The organism is Enterococcus sp. 3H8_DIV0648 (assembly GCF_002140655.1).
In the GTDB taxonomy this organism is placed as follows: Bacteria; Bacillota; Bacilli; order Lactobacillales; family Enterococcaceae; genus Enterococcus_A; species Enterococcus_A hulanensis.
Map to the genome: position 1 here is coordinate 2,537,615 of NZ_NGLG01000001.1, position 19,462 is coordinate 2,557,076.

19 protein-coding genes are annotated in these 19,462 nt (G+C 41.0%); 11 read left to right on the forward strand and 8 right to left on the reverse strand.

Going from position 1 to position 19,462, the window contains the following annotated elements; genetic code table 11:
• Positions 1-3: 3 nt before the first annotated feature.
• The gene (locus tag A5875_RS11695; protein WP_088933754.1) at positions 4-1,026 is read right to left on the reverse strand and encodes a zinc-binding dehydrogenase; all 1,023 of its coding nucleotides are present in this window, start codon (positions 1,024-1,026) and stop codon (positions 4-6) included.
• 76 nt (positions 1,027-1,102) lie between these two features.
• Positions 1,103-3,169: a BglG family transcription antiterminator gene (locus A5875_RS11700; RefSeq protein ID WP_088933755.1), complete on the reverse strand. Its 2,067-nt coding sequence runs from the start codon at positions 3,167-3,169 to the stop codon at positions 1,103-1,105.
• A gap of 516 nt (positions 3,170-3,685) precedes the next feature.
• Between A5875_RS11700 and coaA the strand changes: the two genes are divergently transcribed.
• Both coaA and guaA read left to right on the forward strand, forming a co-directional pair.
• The gene (gene coaA, locus A5875_RS11705; RefSeq protein WP_088933756.1) at positions 3,686-4,609 is read left to right on the forward strand and encodes a type I pantothenate kinase; all 924 of its coding nucleotides are present in this window, start codon (positions 3,686-3,688) and stop codon (positions 4,607-4,609) included.
• Between the two features lie 55 nt (positions 4,610-4,664).
• A complete protein-coding gene (gene guaA / locus A5875_RS11710; RefSeq protein WP_088933757.1) occupies positions 4,665-6,233 on the forward strand; it encodes a glutamine-hydrolyzing GMP synthase in 1,569 nt (522 codons plus the stop codon).
• Between the two features lie 199 nt (positions 6,234-6,432).
• Here the strand turns inward: guaA and A5875_RS11715 are convergent, their stop codons facing one another.
• Positions 6,433-6,828 carry a VOC family protein gene (locus tag A5875_RS11715; protein ID WP_088933758.1) on the reverse strand — a complete coding sequence of 132 codons (396 nt, stop codon included), beginning with the start codon at positions 6,826-6,828 and terminating at the stop codon, positions 6,433-6,435.
• A 495-nt stretch (positions 6,829-7,323) separates the two neighbouring features.
• Here A5875_RS11715 and A5875_RS11720 point away from each other — a divergent pair, with 495 nt between their 5' ends.
• The 4 genes from A5875_RS11720 to A5875_RS23660 all read left to right on the forward strand — a co-directional run bounded on the left by A5875_RS11720 (position 7,324) and on the right by A5875_RS23660 (position 11,077).
• On the forward strand, positions 7,324-8,709 hold the full coding sequence (locus A5875_RS11720) for an APC family permease (RefSeq protein ID WP_176244664.1): 1,386 nt from the start codon (positions 7,324-7,326) through the stop codon (positions 8,707-8,709).
• 3 nt (positions 8,710-8,712) lie between these two features.
• Positions 8,713-10,323: an amidohydrolase gene (locus A5875_RS11725; protein ID WP_088933759.1), complete on the forward strand. Its 1,611-nt coding sequence runs from the start codon at positions 8,713-8,715 to the stop codon at positions 10,321-10,323.
• Between the two features lie 164 nt (positions 10,324-10,487).
• Complete coding sequence (locus A5875_RS11730) at positions 10,488-10,763, forward strand: CD3324 family protein (RefSeq protein ID WP_088933760.1); 276 nt, start codon at positions 10,488-10,490, stop codon at positions 10,761-10,763.
• Between the two features lie 161 nt (positions 10,764-10,924).
• A complete protein-coding gene (locus A5875_RS23660) occupies positions 10,925-11,077 on the forward strand; it encodes a hypothetical protein (RefSeq protein WP_171004957.1) in 153 nt (50 codons plus the stop codon).
• Positions 11,078-11,146: 69 nt separating this feature from the next.
• On the opposite strand, the gene A5875_RS11735 is transcribed toward A5875_RS23660, so the two are convergent.
• Complete coding sequence (locus A5875_RS11735) at positions 11,147-12,007, reverse strand: VOC family protein (RefSeq protein WP_088933761.1); 861 nt, start codon at positions 12,005-12,007, stop codon at positions 11,147-11,149.
• 252 nt (positions 12,008-12,259) lie between these two features.
• Between A5875_RS11735 and A5875_RS11740 the strand changes: the two genes are divergently transcribed.
• Both A5875_RS11740 and A5875_RS11745 read left to right on the forward strand, forming a co-directional pair.
• Entirely contained in the window at positions 12,260-12,637 is a 378-nt protein-coding gene (locus A5875_RS11740; RefSeq protein ID WP_088933762.1) for a helix-turn-helix domain-containing protein, read from the forward strand.
• A gap of 36 nt (positions 12,638-12,673) precedes the next feature.
• Entirely contained in the window at positions 12,674-13,165 is a 492-nt protein-coding gene (locus tag A5875_RS11745; RefSeq protein ID WP_088933763.1) for an AraC family transcriptional regulator, read from the forward strand.
• A gap of 140 nt (positions 13,166-13,305) precedes the next feature.
• On the opposite strand, the gene A5875_RS11750 is transcribed toward A5875_RS11745, so the two are convergent.
• A complete protein-coding gene (locus A5875_RS11750) occupies positions 13,306-13,776 on the reverse strand; it encodes a MarR family winged helix-turn-helix transcriptional regulator (RefSeq protein WP_088933764.1) in 471 nt (156 codons plus the stop codon).
• A gap of 125 nt (positions 13,777-13,901) precedes the next feature.
• On the opposite strand from A5875_RS11750, the gene A5875_RS11755 reads away from it, so the two are divergent.
• From A5875_RS11755 to A5875_RS11765, 3 genes are all read left to right on the forward strand, one after another.
• Positions 13,902-14,339, forward strand: coding sequence for a flavodoxin domain-containing protein (locus tag A5875_RS11755; RefSeq protein ID WP_088933765.1), 438 nt, complete (start codon positions 13,902-13,904; stop codon positions 14,337-14,339).
• A gap of 118 nt (positions 14,340-14,457) precedes the next feature.
• Positions 14,458-15,345 carry a VOC family protein gene (locus A5875_RS11760; RefSeq protein ID WP_088933766.1) on the forward strand — a complete coding sequence of 296 codons (888 nt, stop codon included), beginning with the start codon at positions 14,458-14,460 and terminating at the stop codon, positions 15,343-15,345.
• A 250-nt stretch (positions 15,346-15,595) separates the two neighbouring features.
• Positions 15,596-16,243 (forward strand): TetR/AcrR family transcriptional regulator, encoded by a 648-nt coding sequence (locus tag A5875_RS11765; protein ID WP_088933767.1) that lies wholly within the window; start codon positions 15,596-15,598, stop codon positions 16,241-16,243.
• A 42-nt stretch (positions 16,244-16,285) separates the two neighbouring features.
• On the opposite strand, the gene A5875_RS11770 is transcribed toward A5875_RS11765, so the two are convergent.
• The 3 genes from A5875_RS11770 to A5875_RS23665 are packed head-to-tail and all read right to left on the reverse strand — an operon-like array spanning position 16,286 to position 19,193.
• Positions 16,286-18,295, reverse strand: coding sequence for a MucBP domain-containing protein (locus A5875_RS11770; RefSeq protein WP_088933768.1), 2,010 nt, complete (start codon positions 18,293-18,295; stop codon positions 16,286-16,288).
• Between the two features lie 18 nt (positions 18,296-18,313).
• Positions 18,314-19,075 (reverse strand): winged helix-turn-helix domain-containing protein, encoded by a 762-nt coding sequence (locus tag A5875_RS11775; RefSeq protein ID WP_088933769.1) that lies wholly within the window; start codon positions 19,073-19,075, stop codon positions 18,314-18,316.
• Positions 19,050-19,193, reverse strand: a complete 144-nt coding sequence (locus A5875_RS23665) for a hypothetical protein (protein ID WP_176244665.1) — start codon at positions 19,191-19,193, stop codon at positions 19,050-19,052. The genes A5875_RS11775 and A5875_RS23665 overlap by 26 nt, the downstream gene beginning before the upstream one ends.
• Between the last annotated feature and the right edge of the window lie 269 nt (positions 19,194-19,462).

The following is a 19,462-nucleotide window of genomic DNA, read 5'->3' on the forward strand; positions in this document are numbered from 1 at the left end:
CTCCTAATCCTCATATACGATGCAATTCTTGATTACTTTTCCTTCGGCATGTTCGCGAATTGCGGCTTCAGTTTCTTCAATTGAATATTCATGTTCAACAAAATCATCGGCAGAGATAGCGCCCATCTTCAATAGCTCAAAGGCAGCATTCACATGGCTTGGTGTCGTATGGAAAACTCCTTTGACCGTAATTTGTTCATAGTGCATTCTAGTACAGTCAAACGTAACCTTCGTACCTGACTTGGTCCCGCCAAAGCAAAGAACCTGACCACCTGCACGAACTTGATTAAAGGCAATCTCCCAAACAGTTGGTAAACCAGCGGCTTCGATCGCTACATCTACCCCACGAGAATCCTCTACTAAATCACGAACAGCTTGAACTTGATCAACCTGTGTGATATCAATCAGATGACGAGCACCCATTTTTTGCGCTAATTCCAAACGATTCGGCTTACTATCACAGGCAATTACGCGAGCACCTTTTAAATAAGCTAAACGAATAAACATCAAACCAATCGGACCACAACCATTGACTACAACACTGTCCCCCTGCTCAATATCTACTTGGTCAATTCCATAGACTGCACATGATAAAGGTTCAGTCAGCGCCGCTTGTTTATAAGCCATTTCATCTGGCAACAAGAAGGTGTTTTCTTCTACAATATTTTTCGGAATCAATTGATATTCAGCGTAAGAACCAAGATTTGACGGTAGATCCACACACATAGAGGATTGCCCTTTTTTACACCAGTAGCATTTATGACAAGGTGCCGTGTTATGCGCGACTACACGATCGCCTAGTTTGAATTTTGTTACGCCTTCACCAATCGCGACAATATCACCAGCAGCTTCATGACCAATCAAATGCGGCGGATCATAGCGATAGCCTCGCATAAACATTTTGCAATCTGTTCCACAAGTCAGAGTTACTTTATTCTTTACAACAATTTCTCCAGGCCCCGGTTGAGGAACCTCAACTTCCTTTAATCGAATATCTTGTACACCATAGTAGACAATTTGTTTCATCTGATAAAAACCTCCAAAATTTACAATTTATTTTTTTCGAATCGTCATTCGAATAAACTAGCTAGTTATTAACAGATTATTGATATTTCCGCAAAATCGAGTGAATCTCTTCCTTCGTTTCCGCTGTGATTATTTGCTGAACATCCAGATCATTGGCTGACAAGTCCAGCAGTTGCAGCATCGCCGACAAATGCGAATTCTTATCTGGCGTTGCCAACAATAAAATAAGATGAACGTATTGATGTTCTGTGAAGCGAACACCCTCTTCGACAACCAACAGACACATTCCTAACTGATTGACTGCTGATTCAAAATTCGCATGAGGGACTGCAATTTCTTTCCCAAAAACGATATGGGGAATCATTTCATGATAGTTCGCGATAATTTTGGCTGGATAATCTGGTAAGATTCCGCCACTTTCAATCATTGGCACAGCTGCGCAATTGATCGCTTCTGCCCAATCAGTTACACGCTTTATTTTTACGATATAATTCTCGGTCACTAATTCCGCTAAAGTCGGATTTTCTTTCGTTAGCGCTACTTGCGCAGACTTTCTTTCTGGTTCTTCATAAATGTATTGTGTCAGATTTGTCAGTAACTGCCGTTCATTGAACACATCGGAGTGCTGCTTGATGATGTCCATGATTCGTTCGACACTCAAATGATTGCTGTTGATTCCATATATTTGATTCAAAATCTTTTCTCGAATCATATTCCGATTATTCTGCGTGATTACTGGATCGATAGTAATCAATTTTTTATTCGTTTCGACATAAAATGGCGAAATAATCAAATCGTATTCTGCCTCATCCACTTGCTTTAGCTCCCTGACCGACATAGGTGTCAAAAAAGTCAATTCAGGTAACAACTCAGATAAGGTTAAATAGAGAATTCTTGAAACAGATATCCCTTCTGAACAAACAACTGCTGCGCGATAGCGCCTGCGCTTTTCTTCTTGCTTTTTTTTCATTTCACTAGCAAAAATCAACGTCAGCAGGTATTGTTCATTTTTCGGCAAAGAACTGCCAAAAACTTCTTCCACTGGAGCAATACAGCCTCTAACGATTTGATAGATTTCTTTGAACTCCTTGTTCGCCGCCTCATGCAGTAATGCTTCATCGACTCGTTTCGGCAAACTCAAAGAATACTTCACTCGATAATAGGCGGGTTTAAGATGTTGAATCAGCATCCTTAATAGAAAGGTTCGATCAAGAAAAACAATACAAGCCTGCTTTTCAAACAAATCGATCATCTCATCTAGTGCCCTGCGAAATCCTGGAATCTCAGAAGAAATATCATCTTCAACGCTTGAGATATCAATCGAAAGAACATTCAAGGTCAAATAGACCAGTTCCTCCTTAGGAATTTTATGCCCTTCATCAAACCACTGACAGATTTCCTCATACTCTTGAGTAGTAGTAATTTCCTGCATCTCTTTATTCAGTTTTTTTATACAACAACCTTCATTGATTCGCCTCAGGAAGATTGCAATCAATAATGCGCTTACATAATGGCGATCATCTGAATAAACAAATCCTAATTTATGCTCGATCTGAATGATCTTCCTCGTGGAAACCTGAACCTCTTCTTCAATATCAAGTAAAGCAAGCAAATAAGCTTTCTTCCATTCATCCTCTAAAAGCTTAGTAACTGTATCTCTGATAAGTAAACGAATCTTACTTTCCTTTCCTTTGACCACATAGCCATCATTCCGAGAATAATCCAGCTTCAGCTTTTCTTTTACTAAATACTGCTTCAAATTTCTAATGTTTTTCAGTGCTGTGTTCTTACTGATATCTAAATCAATGATAAAATCCTGCAAGGATAACGACTGGCGTTTCCCAATGATCATCAGGAAGCTGATCATCAATCGTTCTGATTCGGAAGGCACATAAATACTTTTACTTTCTTTCCGAATCAATCTCAGAACCTGTGAACAATCAAAATCAGCGATCAACTCACCATTGGATTTCAAAACTTTACTAAATCCGTTGTATACTAAGTAATCATTGAGCTTCGTTAATGAATAGTCTATTTGACGAGCGTTCAGCGAATGTTTTTCCATAATCAATTTGATCGATACACGACCTTGATAAGATGCTAATTCTTCCAAAATCAAACTACTTCTTGAATCAAGAAACATTTCTGCTCGCCCCCTTTCGTTGTATTCATTATATGATACCGTTTTCTATAAAGACATGAACATTGGGCTCAAAAAATAGCACACCCGCTACAAGAAATGGGATGAAGGTATTTAAAAAGAACAATCAACCCGTTAATTATTCACTACGCCATAAAGAAAATCACCTAATTAAAATATAGATTCTCTTATTTCAAATCTGCCGTTTTCTTAACATCTCACGAATTTTTGTACCCGCAACTAAAAAAACAATGAAACTCCTACCATTACAATAGCTTTTTTATGTTTTTTTCGGCTAAAATGGGAGATAGCGTTTCTCAACAGAAAATTATTCGGATTTTCTTGGGAATGGGCAACTTTCTATCACTATTTTTATGGTAGAATAAGCGCAGTTATCAAAGGATGACAACATCTCTCTTCGTAATTGCTTTGACCAAGTCGAACTGAGATACCTAGCAGAATGAAGATCAAACTCATTTTTCGCCTTTTGAAAAATGAATTCATTAGAAGGAGGTTATTATGAACGAAAGAGGGAACTATTTCCGGATCGCCCGTGACCAGTGGCAAGATTTCTACACACCGGGAAACACACCGTTAACGCAAGCAGAGCTTGATAATATCAAAAGTTTGAACGACCAAATCTCAATGAAGGATGTGGCCGATGTTTATGTACCTTTGTGTCATTTGATCCATCTTTATATGAAAGATTTTGAGTCGCTAACTTTAAGTAAAGGGTTGTTCCTGCATCGCTATGTAAAGATGCCGCCTTTTATTATCGGGATCGCCGGAAGTGTGGCTGTCGGAAAAAGTACCACCGCTCGTTTATTACAGACCTTATTGGACCGCTTATTCAAACATCAAACGGTGCAGCTGATCACCACAGATGGTTTCTTGTATCCGAACGCTGTTTTAGAAGAACGCGGGATCATGGATCGCAAAGGATTTCCTGAAAGCTACGACATGGAAAAATTGATCGATGTCTTAAATGAAGTGAAATCCGGCAAAGAAAATATTCCGATCCCAAAATATTCTCATGATGTCTATGATATCGTGGACGGCGAATACGAAATGATCGATTCTCCAGATATTTTGATCGTGGAAGGAATCAATACTTTGCAGCTGCCGGCCAATCAGCAAATCTATGTCAGCGACTTTTTTGATCTGTCGATTTATGTGGATGCTGATCCGAAGATGGTGGAAAGATGGTATTTGGAGCGTTTCGAATCCTTGCTGGATACCGCTTTTAAAGATCCGGACAACTACTATTATGAATATGCTATCGGGGATCGCAAAGCCGCCCTTTCGATGGCCCAAGATGTCTGGAAAAATGTCAACTTGAAGAATTTGGAAGAGTATATCTTGCCAACACGAGGTCGAGCTGATATTATCTTGCACAAGGCAAAGCATCATATCATTGATGAAATTTATTTGCGTAAATACTAGCTTATAAAGAAAGCTTGCTTTCTTTTATAATAAAACTTGAAAAGGGGTAATAATTGTGACAAACGTTTCTACCGAAATGACAAACGTAGAAAAGATCATTGTACTTGATTATGGTAGTCAGTATAACCAATTAATCACTCGTCGTATCCGTGAATTCGGTGTCTTCTCAGAACTTATGAGCCACCGCATCACTGCTGAAGAAGTCAAAGCCATGAATCCAAAAGGGATCATCTTATCAGGTGGCCCAAACAGTGTCTATGACGAAGGAGCCTTCTCCATCGATCCAAAAATCTTTGAATTAGGGATTCCAGTCTTAGGTATCTGCTACGGCATGCAGTTGATCACATATAACTTAGGCGGAAAAGTCGAACCCGCTAAAAATCGTGAATACGGTCAAGCAACCTTGGAAGTTATTTCTGACGATGCTGTCCTATTTGCCGGAACACCAAAAGAACAAACTGTTTGGATGAGTCACGGCGACTTGGTGACACAAGTTCCAGAAGGCTTTGAAAAAGTCGGCACCAGCAAAGACTGCCCGATCGCAGCGATCCAAGACACCAACCGCAACTTCTACGGAATCCAATTCCACGCAGAAGTACGCCATTCAGAATACGGCAACGACTTATTACGTCACTTTGCCCTAGATGTGTGTCAATGTAAAGGCGACTGGAGCATGGACAACTTCATCGATATGCAAGTCGCAAAAATCCGCGAACAAGTCGGCGATAAAAAAGTCCTGCTTGGCCTATCAGGCGGCGTGGACTCAAGTGTCGTTGGTGTGCTTTTACAAAAAGCGATCGGCGACCAATTGACCTCGATTTTCGTAGACCACGGTCTATTACGTAAAGACGAAGGCGAACAAGTAATGGAAGCACTAGGCGGAAAATTCGGCTTGAACATCATTAAAGTCGATGCTAAAGATCGCTTCTTAAACAAATTAGCCGGCGTTTCTGATCCAGAACAAAAACGTAAAATCATCGGTAACGAATTCGTCTATGTCTTTGACGATGAAGCAACGAAGCTTGCTGGTGAAGAAGGCATTTCCTTCTTAGCTCAAGGAACGCTTTATACCGATGTAATCGAATCTGGTACAGAAACGGCTCAAACAATCAAATCACACCATAACGTAGGCGGTTTACCAGAAGACATGCAGTTCGAATTGATCGAACCGCTAAATACCCTATTCAAAGACGAAGTCCGCGAATTAGGAACACAGCTTGGTATGCCTGACTCTATCGTTTGGCGTCAACCATTCCCGGGACCAGGTCTAGGTATCCGCGTCCTTGGCGAATTAACAGAAGAAAAACTAGAAATCGTCCGCGAATCAGACGCGATCTTACGTGAAGAAATTGCCAACGCCGGTCTTGACCGCGATATCTGGCAATACTTCACTGTCCTACCCGGCATCCGTTCAGTCGGTGTTATGGGAGACGGTCGTACGTATGATTACACAGTCGGTATCCGTGCAGTAACTTCAATCGATGGTATGACCGCAGACTTTGCTCGAATTCCTTGGGATGTCCTGCAAAAAATCTCTGTTCGGATCGTGAATGAAGTCGCTCATGTTAACCGGATCGTGTATGATATTACGTCTAAGCCGCCTGCTACGGTGGAGTGGGAATAAAGAGCCAACATAATATGGATGGGGAATGCCTATAAATCAACATTCTTCAATTGCAAAAGTGCTTGATTTTCATTAAAAATAAGATGGTTCCCTACAAAAAATCCTTTGTCGATAAAACGGCAAAGGATTTTTTTCATCATTAAAAAGTTTAAACTTTCATCATATCCACAACCTAGCTAACCAGATTTACGGAAACAACTTAAATGACTATGATATTCCACACAATTCCAAATTTATCTTGAACGACAGTGTGCAGCGGGCTGTAGAAAGTTTCTGTAGGCGGAAGGAATACTTCGCCTTTTTCTTTTAGCTCGTTATACATTTTTGTGCCTTCAGCTAAATCACTGGGATGTATTGTTAAATGGATGTTGTTTCCAGAAACAACGGGCTTAGAAAATTCATCTGCGAAGGTAATTTCGGTATCAAATAGTTCCATCTTTCCATGAAGGACATAATTGCTTACGTCTTCGGTGACTCCGTCAGGGATGTAGTCATTGTATCTAAGAATTTCTTTGTTTTTGCCAGAAAAAATCTTTTCATAATAATCCATCGCTTCTTCGCATTGTCTGTAAAAAATTATATAAGGTGTCACCATGAATATAGCCCTCCAAAATAAGTTTTCTTCATTATTATAGCATGTTCAATAATGCTATAATCCAGCATTTCCCAATCAGAAATCGGATTGCCATACTCTCCTCTTCCATCTCTGAACTTCTTGTTACTATTTGAAAATCCCTCTTCTTAAATCCAACCTTCTCAAAATGTTTTTTTCTGATAGAATGGAATTGTTAATCTATATAATCGCTTTCATTACTTTTAACGAATTATAAAAGGGATTGCTACGAAATATCTTGTTTAGCGAAACGAAATATTTTTTAGTAATGTTCATAGTTATTTTTTCGTTAATTTAGCAAAGTATCTTATTACCTATTTTCATCAAGACGTTGGTGTCGTTTTTAGAATCTAAAAAAGGGTTGTATTACTCAGGGAATTAAAACATTTAAGTTGAGCAGGCTGAGCTTTTGGTCTGCTTAATTTGAAATTGTTTTTTTCAGAATATTTGGACATTTACTTAAGGGGGAGTTAATGAATGGAGCAAGAGAAACATTTGCAGGAATTGAGTACGACAGAGACGGAGTTTAATCGGGAATTAGGCGTCTTTGGCGGGGTCAGTATTATTGGCGGAATCATGATTGGTTCTGGGATTTTTTATTTAGGGTCTTATGTTTTAGAACGGACTGGCATGAGTCTTGGTTTGGCTTTGCTGGCTTGGATCGTCGGTGGGGTAGTCACTTTATTGGCGGGATTATGCTATGCGGAGTTAGGTGTTAGTATGCCGCGGGCTGGCGGTTCGACGGTTTATTTGACCGAAGCGTTTCATCCGGCAGTCGGCTTTTTGCGTGGCTTTACGGATTGGCTGATCGGTGGTCCTGGTTCAATCGCTGCGATGGCGATCGCCCTACCTACTGCTATGAGAAGCTTTTGGACTATCTCGGATATGCAGGTGAAAATAATCGCGACGGTCTTGATTATTTTATTGACGGTCTATAATTTATTCGGGATCAAACAGGGCGCCTTTTTACAAAATGTTTCTATGGTCGCGAAGCTGATTCCGATTTTGATCATTTTATTTGCCGCATTATTTTTAGGAACGGAGCAGCCGGATCTGTCGTTGATACCGAAGACGAATCCTGATGCGTCGTTTTTCGATATTATTCCTATGATCGCCTTCGCTACTGTCGCCAGTTTGTGGGCGTATGAGGGCTGGACAAATCTGAATTCTATGACAGAGGAAATGAAAAATCCTAAGAAAAACTTGCCTAAAGCCCTAATCGTTGGGATCGGCGGGATCACGATTTTGTATACTTTGTTTAATTTTGCGATTTATAAGGTGCTTCCTTATGATGCGATCGCGACGAACATTGAGAACGGGAACCTTTATCTAGGTACTGAAGCGGCTAGAAGTGTGCTGGGCAACTGGGGCGGGATCATCGTATCTTTGGGTATGATCCTAGCAATGTTTGGCGGGATCAATGGTCTGATCATTGCGCAGCCGCGGATGTATTATGCGATGGCCGTTGAAGGGCATTTCTTTAAATCCTTCGCTAAATTGCATCCAAAATATAAAGTACCGACCGCATCTATCTTGGTCCAAATGCTTCTTTCGATCGCCTTGGTCTTTTCACGCAACTTGGATCAATTAACTTCCTTAGTTGTGTTTACTGCGATGCTGTATAATCTCTTGACGATTATTGCTGTCTGGGTAATGCGCAGACGTTATCCTGAATTGCATCGGCCGTATCGCGTAGCTGGATATCCTTGGACTGTCTTGATCACTGCGGTTTTATTTATCGGACTGCTGATCAATACATTTACCGAAGATAGTCAAAATGCGATTTTAGGTATGGGTGTGCAGGTGCTTGGAATCTTAGTGTATTGGTACTTTGATCGACAACTTAAAAGAAAGAAGGCATAACGGATGAAAAAATTATTTACCGGCGGAAAATTTTATGTTGCTAGAGAGGAATTCGCAGAGGCAGTGTTGGTTGAAGACGATCGCATTCGTGCCGTTGGCAAAAAAGCCGATCTGCAGGAGTTAGGCTATGATGAGGTTATCGACCTGACTGGAAAAACGATCATCCCTGGTTTGAATGATTCCCACTGCCATATTTCTTGTGTCGGTGCTGCTTATTTACAGGTGGATTTATCCAGCTGCCGTTCAATCGAAGAAATCATCGAATTAACAAAAGAGTTCATCGCAAAAAATCCTGAGTTGACTAAAAATGGTGTCCGAACAATGGGCTGGAATCAGGACTTGTTTACCTCTGGAGAAAAAAGAGTGCTAAATGTCCATGATGTCGATCAGATTTCTACGGAGATTCCGGTTATTTTGGAACGAGTATGCGGCCATATTTGCGCGGTCAATTCTAAAGCGCTGGCGATGAAAATTATCACAAAAGACACGCCCCCTCCTCGCGGCGGCACAATCGAATGCGATGAGTTCGGAAATCCAAATGGAGTGCTAACGGAGAATGCTGTTCAATGGATCGAAGAAATCATTCCGAACTACACATCTGAGGAAAAGATTCAGTTTATGTCCAAGGCATTGAACTATGCGGCCAGCGTCGGTCTAACGAGTGTGCAATCAAATGACATCGCTGCGCCAAATACGTATGGGGATTTTGATTCGATTCGCGCCATCTATGAAAAGGATTTGACGAAGGTGCGTTATCGTCATCAAATCTGTGCCTATTCGCCAGAGGAAATGGATCAGATTATTAATGTAGAAGCACTGCAGCCGATCTATCAAGAGGAATATCTAAAATTAGGTCCGATTAAAATGTTTAAAGACGGTAGTTTGGGGGCAAAAACGGCTATGATGCGGGATGGTTATCTGGATGAGCCGGACAATCATGGCGTTTGCGCATTGGAGTATGATTTGCAGGTTGAATTAGTGAAAGCCGCAAGCCAGCGTGGATTGCAGGTCGTGACTCATGTCATCGGTGATGAAGCGATCGCCGAAACAGTGGCTGCTTATCAAGAAGGCTTTATTGATGGAAAAAATAAATTGCGGCATGCTTTGATCCATTGCCAAATCACGGATCGACCATTATTACAGGAAATCGCAGATAAAGACATTTCTGTCTTTTTCCAGCCAATTTTCTTAGACTACGATCTGCAGATTCTGGAGGATCGTGTGGGTAAGGCGTTAGCTCGTACGTCTTATGCGTTTAAGACATTAGCGGAGTTAGGTGCACCGATTGGTTATGGGACGGATGCACCTGTCGAAGACTTGAATCCCTTCCCGAATATTTACGCGGCGGTCGCACGAAAGAATCAGCAGGGCCAACCAGAGGAAGGCTTCTACTCAGAAGAATGCGTCGATATTTATACCGCCATCGATGCTTATACGATCGGGTCAAGCTATCTGGAATTTAAAGAGAACGAAAAAGGTCGAATTACTGAAGGCCACTTGGCAGACTTTACTGTTTTAGACGAAGATATTTTTGAAATAGATACCGAGGAAATCAAAAATATTCAGCCAAGAATGACTGTCATCGGCGGCGTTATTGTCTTTGAACGTAACTAATAGAATGCAACGGTTGCTCACAGTTGATATGCTATAATTTAATTAGTACCAGAAAGGAGCATTATCATGGGAGTAATTATTATTAAAGCCTAGCAAAAGCTTGGCAGGAATGCTTGAATAGCTTTTGCTGAATCCTAAAGATTAGTTTATTAGGAGGATAAGAAATGGCTTATCAAAACGCATTCGAACTTCTACCAGAGGAAATCGTAAAAGAGATCCAAAAATATGTGAATGGTACCGTCCTTTATATTCCAAAGAAACCAAAGGACCGCTTGCCCTGGGGCAGCAAAACTGCTAGTAAAGAAATGCTTCAGCGACGAAACCAACAAATCTATCGGGAATATCAGATGGGAAAAAGTACGCGTGAGCTGGCTGGCAGCTATTATTTGGATATCAAAAGTATCCAGCGAATCATTCGCACAATGAAAAAACTATGTTAAGAAAGAGCCGACTTCAGGCTCTTTCTTTTTTTACATAAAAGAGCGTTCCTCCGTCTGCGGATTTCTCTTTTATACTAAAGGTAGAACAACGAAAGGATTTGATTCAGATGAGATTTATTACGGATTGCTAATCGCAAATTTCACTGAAAGGAGGAATCTTCATGACACAGTCAAAGGCGAAGCTGGAGGATTTGCTTCATGAGAAGAAAAAAAGAGCGTTCGAACGCTCGCAACAGCACTCTAAAAATAAAGTGTCGGGAAAACAAAATGTTCCCCATGTACAAAATAAGCGTGGCCGACCATTATCAAAATGATCGATCACGCGTTGGTAACTAACAGAGGCTGAACCATTCATTTAGTAAGAATGGTTCAGCCTCTTATTTCTATTTTTCAAGCTTCAGCTTAATTCCATTTGGATCAATGAGCCACAAGCTGCCGTTCTCATCCTTGGTATATTCTATCTGGTTTTTCCAGTGATTTTCTAAACGATCCAGCTCGGCTTGATCTGGCACTAAGAAGCTGAAATAATCTAATCCTAAGTCCTGCTCTGTCATCGCGGGAATATTTTTTCCCATCCAGATGTTGGACCCGACATGATGATGGTAATCCCCCGTGGCAAAAAATTTGGCTTGATGGCCAAAATTATTTTTTAAGGATAAGCCTAAGACTTCGGTGAAAAATTTTTCTGTTTGCAGCAGATCGGCTACTTTTAAGTGAACGTGTCCGACCGTCGTCCCCACCGGAAAGCCTTCCCAAGTACCGTCACCCGCAACAACCACTCCTTCTGCATCCATCTCAAGTGTGATGCCTACTATCTCGCCATCTTCACGAATATCCCACTCACTTTGTGGTTTGTCATGGTAGACTTCGATACCATTGCCCTCTGGATCATTGAGATACAAGGCTTCACTATAGCCGTGATCGCTGGCGCCGATTAATGGAGCGTTGGTTTGTAAATAGTGGCGTAAGGTATTGCCCAGATCCTTACGACTTGGTAATAAGAAAGCCACATGGTACAAGCCTGTTTTTGGTGTCACCGGCAGAGGGTTCTGTACTTTATGCAATTCTAGTAAAACCGTATTGCCGACTCCTAAAGTGCTTTGAGCTGCGGTTTGGTCTAAAATTTGTAAGCCAATTACTTCTTGGTAAAAACGGGTCATTTTTTCTAAGTCTGCGACTTTCAAGGCTACTCGTCCGATGTGGGCGGCGGCGTTTAATTGAAAGGTTGGAATAATCACTGTCATGGTAAATCCTCCTGAATGAGATAACTCAAGTGAAGTCTCTCTATTAGTTTCTTGAGTTCACCATAACATCTTACTATTTGTAAGTAAAACTTCCGGCTTATCATTAATCTGTTATCCGTTAAATAAGTTGAAAAAATGGGCTTCTTTACCTAAGCAAAAGAAGAACGATCCTTTCTAACTTTTTTTTATTTCGAAAAAGGAGGATAGTCTTCTATAATGGAATAAAGAAATCACTTAAAGGAGAGCAAGGTTGTGGAAGAGTCAACAGAACAAAGCTATATACGGTTAATCAATAAAACCGAAGATTACATTGAACGACATCTCGCAGAGCCAATATCTTTAAGCGATCTAGCTAATAATGCTCACTTCTCAGCGTTTCATTTCCACCGAATCTTTAAAAAATATTCTTCCGAAACATTGAAGGAATTTGTAACAAGATTCAAGTTAGAGCGTGCAGCTATTTTTCTATCTGTCGCTTCCTCCATCTCACTAACCGAAATTGCTTTGAAATATGGGTATAACGATGCCAGTTCTTTCAGCAGAGCGTTCAAAAAACATTTTGGAATCAACCCCTCAAACTATCGGAAACAGCAAGAAATGACAAGAGGTTTCAATAAAAGCATGAAATAATGGAGTTATTCTTAACAAAGATGGAGGGCGTAAAAAATGATTAAACCTACAAGTATTACAACAGAAAGCTTAGATGACTTGAAAATCATCTATATTCGTTTCAGAGGAAGCTACGCGGAATTCAGGAAGCAAAGCCGAAAACTGTTTAACGAACTTTTTCAATTCGCAACAGAAAATAATCTCATCATCCCAAATAAAACCAAGGTACTAACAATCTACGATGATAATCCATTTATTACAGATGAGAAGAACCTGCGGACAAGTGTAGCTATGACCATCCCAAACGATGCAGTAGTAGAAGAGCGCGGCAATATCTGCTTGTCTAGTATCTCAGGCAAGTTCGGAGTGGGGCATTTTGAATTATCCGCAAAAGAATACGGGGATGCTTGGCAATACATGTATCAAGAATGGCTCTTTAAAGACGAAAAAAAGGCGCGCGATGCTGTACCTTTCGAACTATTTGTAACTGAACCGCCGAAAAATTTTAAGGATAGGAGCTTTACCGATATCTATATTCCAATAAATTGATTCTGCGGTTTCCAGTTCCTCTTGGATTTTTTTTAAAGCGAGAAAGAGCTGGCTTCCTCTTGTTCAACAAGGGAAGCCAGCTCTTTGAATTATACGATCTATTATTTAGGTCACGTTGCTACCCTACTCTAACGATCAGACTAAAGCTTCAGATCTTTTACCTGCTGCTTCGATTCTTCTAACACATCGCTTGCTTTTGACAAAAAATCAATAATCTGAGCTCTGGCTGTTTCATCATAGGATTGGATCAACGCTAACATTGATTCATTCAGAGGTTCATAAAGTGTCTGAACATCTTTACGTTCGCCATAAATCGGAACAATATTCACCTTCCGCCGGTCTTTAGTGTCCAGCTCTCTTTTGACGAAGTTCGCCTTTTCCAAACGATCAATTAGTGCGGTGACTGATCCGGTCGATAAATCAGTGCGTTTGGCAAGCTCCCCTGCTGTGATTGCTCCAGTCTCTTCCAATATCTGAATCGTAATAAAATCATAGTTGGAAATATGAAGTGCAGAGGCGATTTGCTGCTGATTCAAAATGTTCTTCACACCGAATTTTCTAAGTGTTTTCGTAAATTCTTGATATTCGTCTGATTGTTGATTTATTGACATTATCAATTCTCCATCCTATACTGATTTTATCTCGTTTATCAAGATACTCTTCAAAAGAGATAAACTTTTTTTATCTTATCAAATCTTCTTGAAAATAGCAAAGCGGGGCTTAGAAAGGATTCAGCTTGAAAACAATTATTGTGTATGCGACCAACAGCGGTGCAAGCTTCGAATGTGCAAAACTTATCCAAAAGGAGCTTCCTGCTTGCGATCTCTATAACCTAGAAACAGACTCCTTTAATTTACAGGACTACGACAGAATTATTTTAGGCGCTGGTGTGAAAAATAATACCATCTATAAACCAATGAGGGATTTTTTGAAAGAAAATTTGGCGGTGCTGCTGACAAAAGAGTTGGCGCTTTTTATTTGTAACGGAAAACCTAAATCAGTCGAGGAAATTCTCAATAAAGTCTTTAAACCAGAGCTGCGTGAACACGCCCTATTTGCAGAATCATTTGGCGGGTATAAGCAGCACTGGCTTCCCTTAAAAGAAGACCAAGAATTAAGAGGAATCGACATTCAAAAAATAGAGGCAGCGATAAGCTTGTTAAAAGAAACGTAATCTCCTGCTTCAAAAAGAGTTATAAGAAATATTTTTTCGATCGCAAAGTCGCTTGGCTTGTCTAAAAAAGTCTTTCCACTTATACTTATTAAAAGTAAGTAAAAAGCGAGGGATTCTCATGGTAGCATTTCACCACATTTCATTACTAACCAAAGATCGGCAGGAAAATGTGCGCTTCTATACCGAAATTTTAGGGCTGCGGTTTGTTAAAAACACGGTCAATCAGGAGAATCATCGAATGCTTCATTACTATTATGGTGATTATCAAGGTTCGCCTGGCAGTGTCGTGACGTTTTTTATCGTGCCGCATTTGGGGCATCGCTATGAGAATCGGAATTTTATCGCGACGATTGGTTTGAAGCTGCCGCAAAATAGTTTGGTTTATTGGCAAGAGCGCCTAGAGCATTATCAGGTCGACTATACGATCAGCGGGCGGCAACTACACTTCTTTGATGCGGATCAGGTGGCGGTTGTTTTGACAGAAACGGATTTGCCGCCGTTAGCGCCAGAGCAGCAGGTCGAAAATGAGATTCCTGCGGAGAAACAAATTTTAGGCTTGAATTCTAGCCAGATTCATGTGAAGGAGCAGCAGGCGACGAGCGAATTTTTTGAGCAGTTTCTGGGCTGGCCGACTGTTGATCGGCGGATTCAGTTAAATGATACGGACTTTCTTGAGATTTTGCCGACTGATTCGGATGAGCCTACGCATATGGGGCGAGGCAGTGTGGATCATATCGCTTTTGCGGTCGCGGATGATGCGGCGCTGGATGAGCTTTATCGTCGCGCGGAGAAACAGGGTTGGCAGATCGAAAAAATGGTTTCCCGCGGATACTTTAAGAGCCTTTATATTCGTGAGCCTGGCGGGAATCGGATGGAATTCGCCACGCTTACTCCCGGCTTTACGATCGATGAGTCCTTAGAAAGCTTAGGCACAAGTTTTGTCCTACCGCCGTTTTTAGCGGATCAGCGGAAGGAGATCGAAGCGAATCTCTATCCAGAAAGCTAATAAATCCAAAGCATGGAATGACATAAGTTCGTTCATTCCATGCTTTTTTTGTTTTGTCCGCCACGACAGCCGCAAATTATTACACTCCTCCTAATTAATCGTTTATACTCACACCCGCTAACCATTGACAATGCAAAATTTTATTAGTATATATGATACTAAATGTATTTATAATCTTGTATATACGACATCAAATACCACGCGATTATTGAATATTCAGCGAACTAAGTTTTTTTGTAATAATTAATTTATGGAAAAGCTGTCAAAGGAGGCAACGATTATAAAGAATACGAAAGAACGGATCTGGCAAGAAGCTTTAACGCTCTTTTCTGAGCATGGTTATGACGGCGTATCCGTAAAAGAGATCGCGCAAGCTGTAGGTATCAAGGACAGCTCGCTTTACAACCACTATAAGAGCAAGCAAGAAATCTTCGATACGATCTTGATTGAGGCGGCTGAGATTTTAAATGAGGCGAACGATACCTATCTTTTGCCATTGGCCCTTGAGACGGAAGGCTTGTATGTAGATATATCGGCAGAGGACCTGACAGAAATGTTTGTTGATGCGTTTATCTTCTATTTAACGGATGAAACGGCGTCCAAAATCAGAAAGCTGCTTGTTTCTGAACAGCATATCCAAAAATTCGCCGGCGATCTATACAACGAATTGTTCTTTGATTCCCCCATGCACTACCTGACTTCCCTGTTTAACGAGTTGATCCAGCAAGGAACTTTTATTAAGGCGGACCCCTACACTACCGCTATGCACTTTTATGCACCGATGCACTTTCTTATTCGGCGCTGTGACATCCGCCCCGATCTGGTTCAGGAGAACCTCACCTATTTAGAAAACCATATCCAACAATTCGACCAGCTCTATCGCGTTGATCCTAAGTAAAGCAAAAGAAGCCCGACAAATTTGTCGCGGCTTCCTTTTTAATTAGCTTTTTCTTCTTTTTAGTACAAATAGATAGCTTCCTAATCCGAAAATCAACGTGATTCCCGCTAAAGTCATGACGTGAGAAAGCTTTGTTTCTTCCCCGGTTTTAGGGAGGATTTTTCCCTGCCAGCCGTAGATGCTGGTAATGGAATGGACGTTGGTCGTCGTGCCATTAGTATCTGTTGGACCGTCAGCAGCAGCGAGTTTCTTCTTATATATATAGACTACCTGCTGTGCTTTGTCCGTGAATTTTCCGGCGGCGGTTCCTTTTACTTCCTTGAAGTCGTAGCCGTCAATTATTTTTTGTTCTGTCTTGTAGTCTGCTCCGATATTTCCAGTTAATACGACATCCTCGGAAATGCTCTTGCCGTCTTCGTCTTGATATTTGGCTGTCACTGTCGCAGCTTTGGTCTTCACTGTTGCCTTGGTATAGACGTAAGTGACTTCCTGCGGCTGCGCGGTAAAGGTGCCGGCTGCATTTCCCCGTACTTCTTTGAAGGTATAGCCAGCGATTTCCTTTTGTTCAGAGGTGTATTTCCCGCCTACTTCACCTGTCAGTGTAATAGTATCAGCGAGCGTTTTTCCAGCTTCATCCTGATAATTCACCGTGACTTTCGCAGTTTCGGCTGAAGTGTCTTTCTTATACACATAAGTGACCGTTTGCGGCTGGCTCGTGAATGGGCCAGTTGGAACGCCTTGGACTTCTTTAAACGTATAGCCGTCAATCGTCTTTTGTTCGGAAACATACGTGTCGCCGATATTTCCCGTCAACAATACATCGTCAGCAAGCGTTTCTCCTGCCGTGTCTTGATATTTTACTGTCACGTCTCCTGCTTGTTCAGGGGTCTTCGTGTAGATATAAGTGACTGTTTTAGGCTGATCGGTAAACAGTCCGGTTGGTTCGCCTTGGACTTCTTTGAAGGTATAGCCGTCAACAATCTTTTGTTCGGAAACATACGTGTCTCCAACATTTCCCGTCAAGAGCTCTTCGTCAGCAACCTGTTCGCCATCTTCATCCTGATACTTCACCGTAACATCAGCTCCAGGCTGGAATCTTACGATCGGGATCAAAGCCCGCAAGCTATAAACCCCATAGTCTAATGCCCTCGTACCAGCACGAGTAGGAAGTCTCATAAATTCAACGCGAACATAAGCCGCCTCATCAGGAATACTCTCAAACTCCATTCCTTCCTCGGTGTAATCAACCATTGGATAAGTGATTTCTTCTTTATCCTCATTCAAAAACACAGTCATTGGTGGTGATGAATGCGTCGTGCTTGAAAGAAGCGAATTTCCCATGAAATCCTTGAGTGTCTCTTGTTTGTAGAGAAACTCTCCAGTATGACCTTTTTCCAGCATTAAATTCGGCAGCGTTAATTCTGATTGCGTAACAAATTCAGCGGACCAAAGCTCAGTTAAAGCTTCTGACTGAATTCCGATCGAAGAAAAGTCCGCCATGTCTTTAGAAAAGATTCGCAAATAGTCTGTAGGATTTAAACGATGGATATACTCTCCTAAGCCAACAAGCTCACTAGCCGGAACACCATCGTCGTAGCGATTGCCAATTTGCAGCTGTGCAACATTACCTGAATTTTCCAGTTGCTTTAATACATTTGGCATCACATACACCAACGAATCTGCTGCTACTTTGATCGTTGGAACATTTTCAGCAACGATATAAGTCGTATCAAGAGTCAACAGCTCACCGGCATATTCCAGTCCTGTAAAATCAATGACCGTCCCTTCTGGAATATCTAAAGTGTATTGGTCGAAGGTAAGCATATTCAAACTCGCCATCGCCTCTTTGGTTATCTGACTGGGATCGATCTCTCCCAAATAATAGGCGACCGCTTTTCTTAGATTTGGATCAGGCATCCACGTTTCGACCGCTTCGCTCGCTCGACTCGTGTTGTCCTCAGCAGCATACGCGCTTAATGCCGGAGCTCCTCCGCCTAAAACGATGTTGCAGCAAAACAATAAAACAACCAACTTCATACCTAACTTTTTCATGTGTTCGCTCCTTTGAATTTAGTTTTCGGTTTGCGTTGTTACTTCACATTGTGTTTCAACAGTCTGAGAAATGATCGTTAAATACTTATCGAAATCATTGTTCTTCAGAAATTGCAGAAATGGCGCCTGAAGAAAATAGCCTTGCCCCCAGCTAGAGCCCATACCCTCCGTATCGATGCCGGCCGCTAACATTTTCAGCTTCAGACGTTTCGCGATGGCAGACAGATTAGAAAAGCCCGCATGAGACATTTTCTTCTGCCACATTTTTTGACAGAGGATCTCTCTAGCCACTGTGTCGCCATTCGCTTCATAAAGATAGACCAGCAGCTGCAGCTCTCTTTTTGATAGACGGTTGATAAAGTTCGAATAATTCTGCCCCGAAAAGCCCTCTTCCTTTGCCGGCTGCACGGTTTGCTTCTTATAAAAGCTCGCGCGGGCGATCTTGTCGATGATCTCAGAATCACTGTCGCCTGGTTCGATCCAATAGTCGATATCATTATCCAGCCAAGCAAATTCTGTCGCGCCGATCTGACTTTTGTTACCCATTCTGAAAAGCGGGATACCGCAGTCCTTGATTCCCTTGATGTATTGGGTTAGTTCAACATTGGAAATCGTATCGCAAATAATCACCAGTGAAAAATATTGGATCACCTGAATGTGTTCCTTCGCTTGATAAAATAAACTTGAAGAGCAATAAAATTCGGCATTCACTCGTTGCAAAATATTCTCAAGATTAGGTTCAATCGTATGATTTTTACTCAGCAGCAATACTTTTGTCATTACCTGATTCCTCCCTTTTTTTTAAAATCTTGTTCAATCTAAAAATGAAGACATAAGAAATAGCTCCTCTTACGCCGATCAAACCTTCCTTAAAATGATGCGCTGTTGCTTCATTCATTCGCGCTTTTCCATACAAATTATTTTCATTTTATATTTACACTGAAAGTTAACTAATATATAAACTAGCGCTCACTAGTTTATTTATATATACTAGTAAACACTAACTTTGTCAAGATTATTTTAACTTAAAAATCATCATAAAATGTAATTACTCTTTAATAGGAGCTTTATTTTTATTCTTTTAGCAGTATATTTTTAAGAAAATAATCGAAATCAATCATTTGAAAGTTTTTATCTATTGATTTTTATTGTGTTTCATGTCGCAAC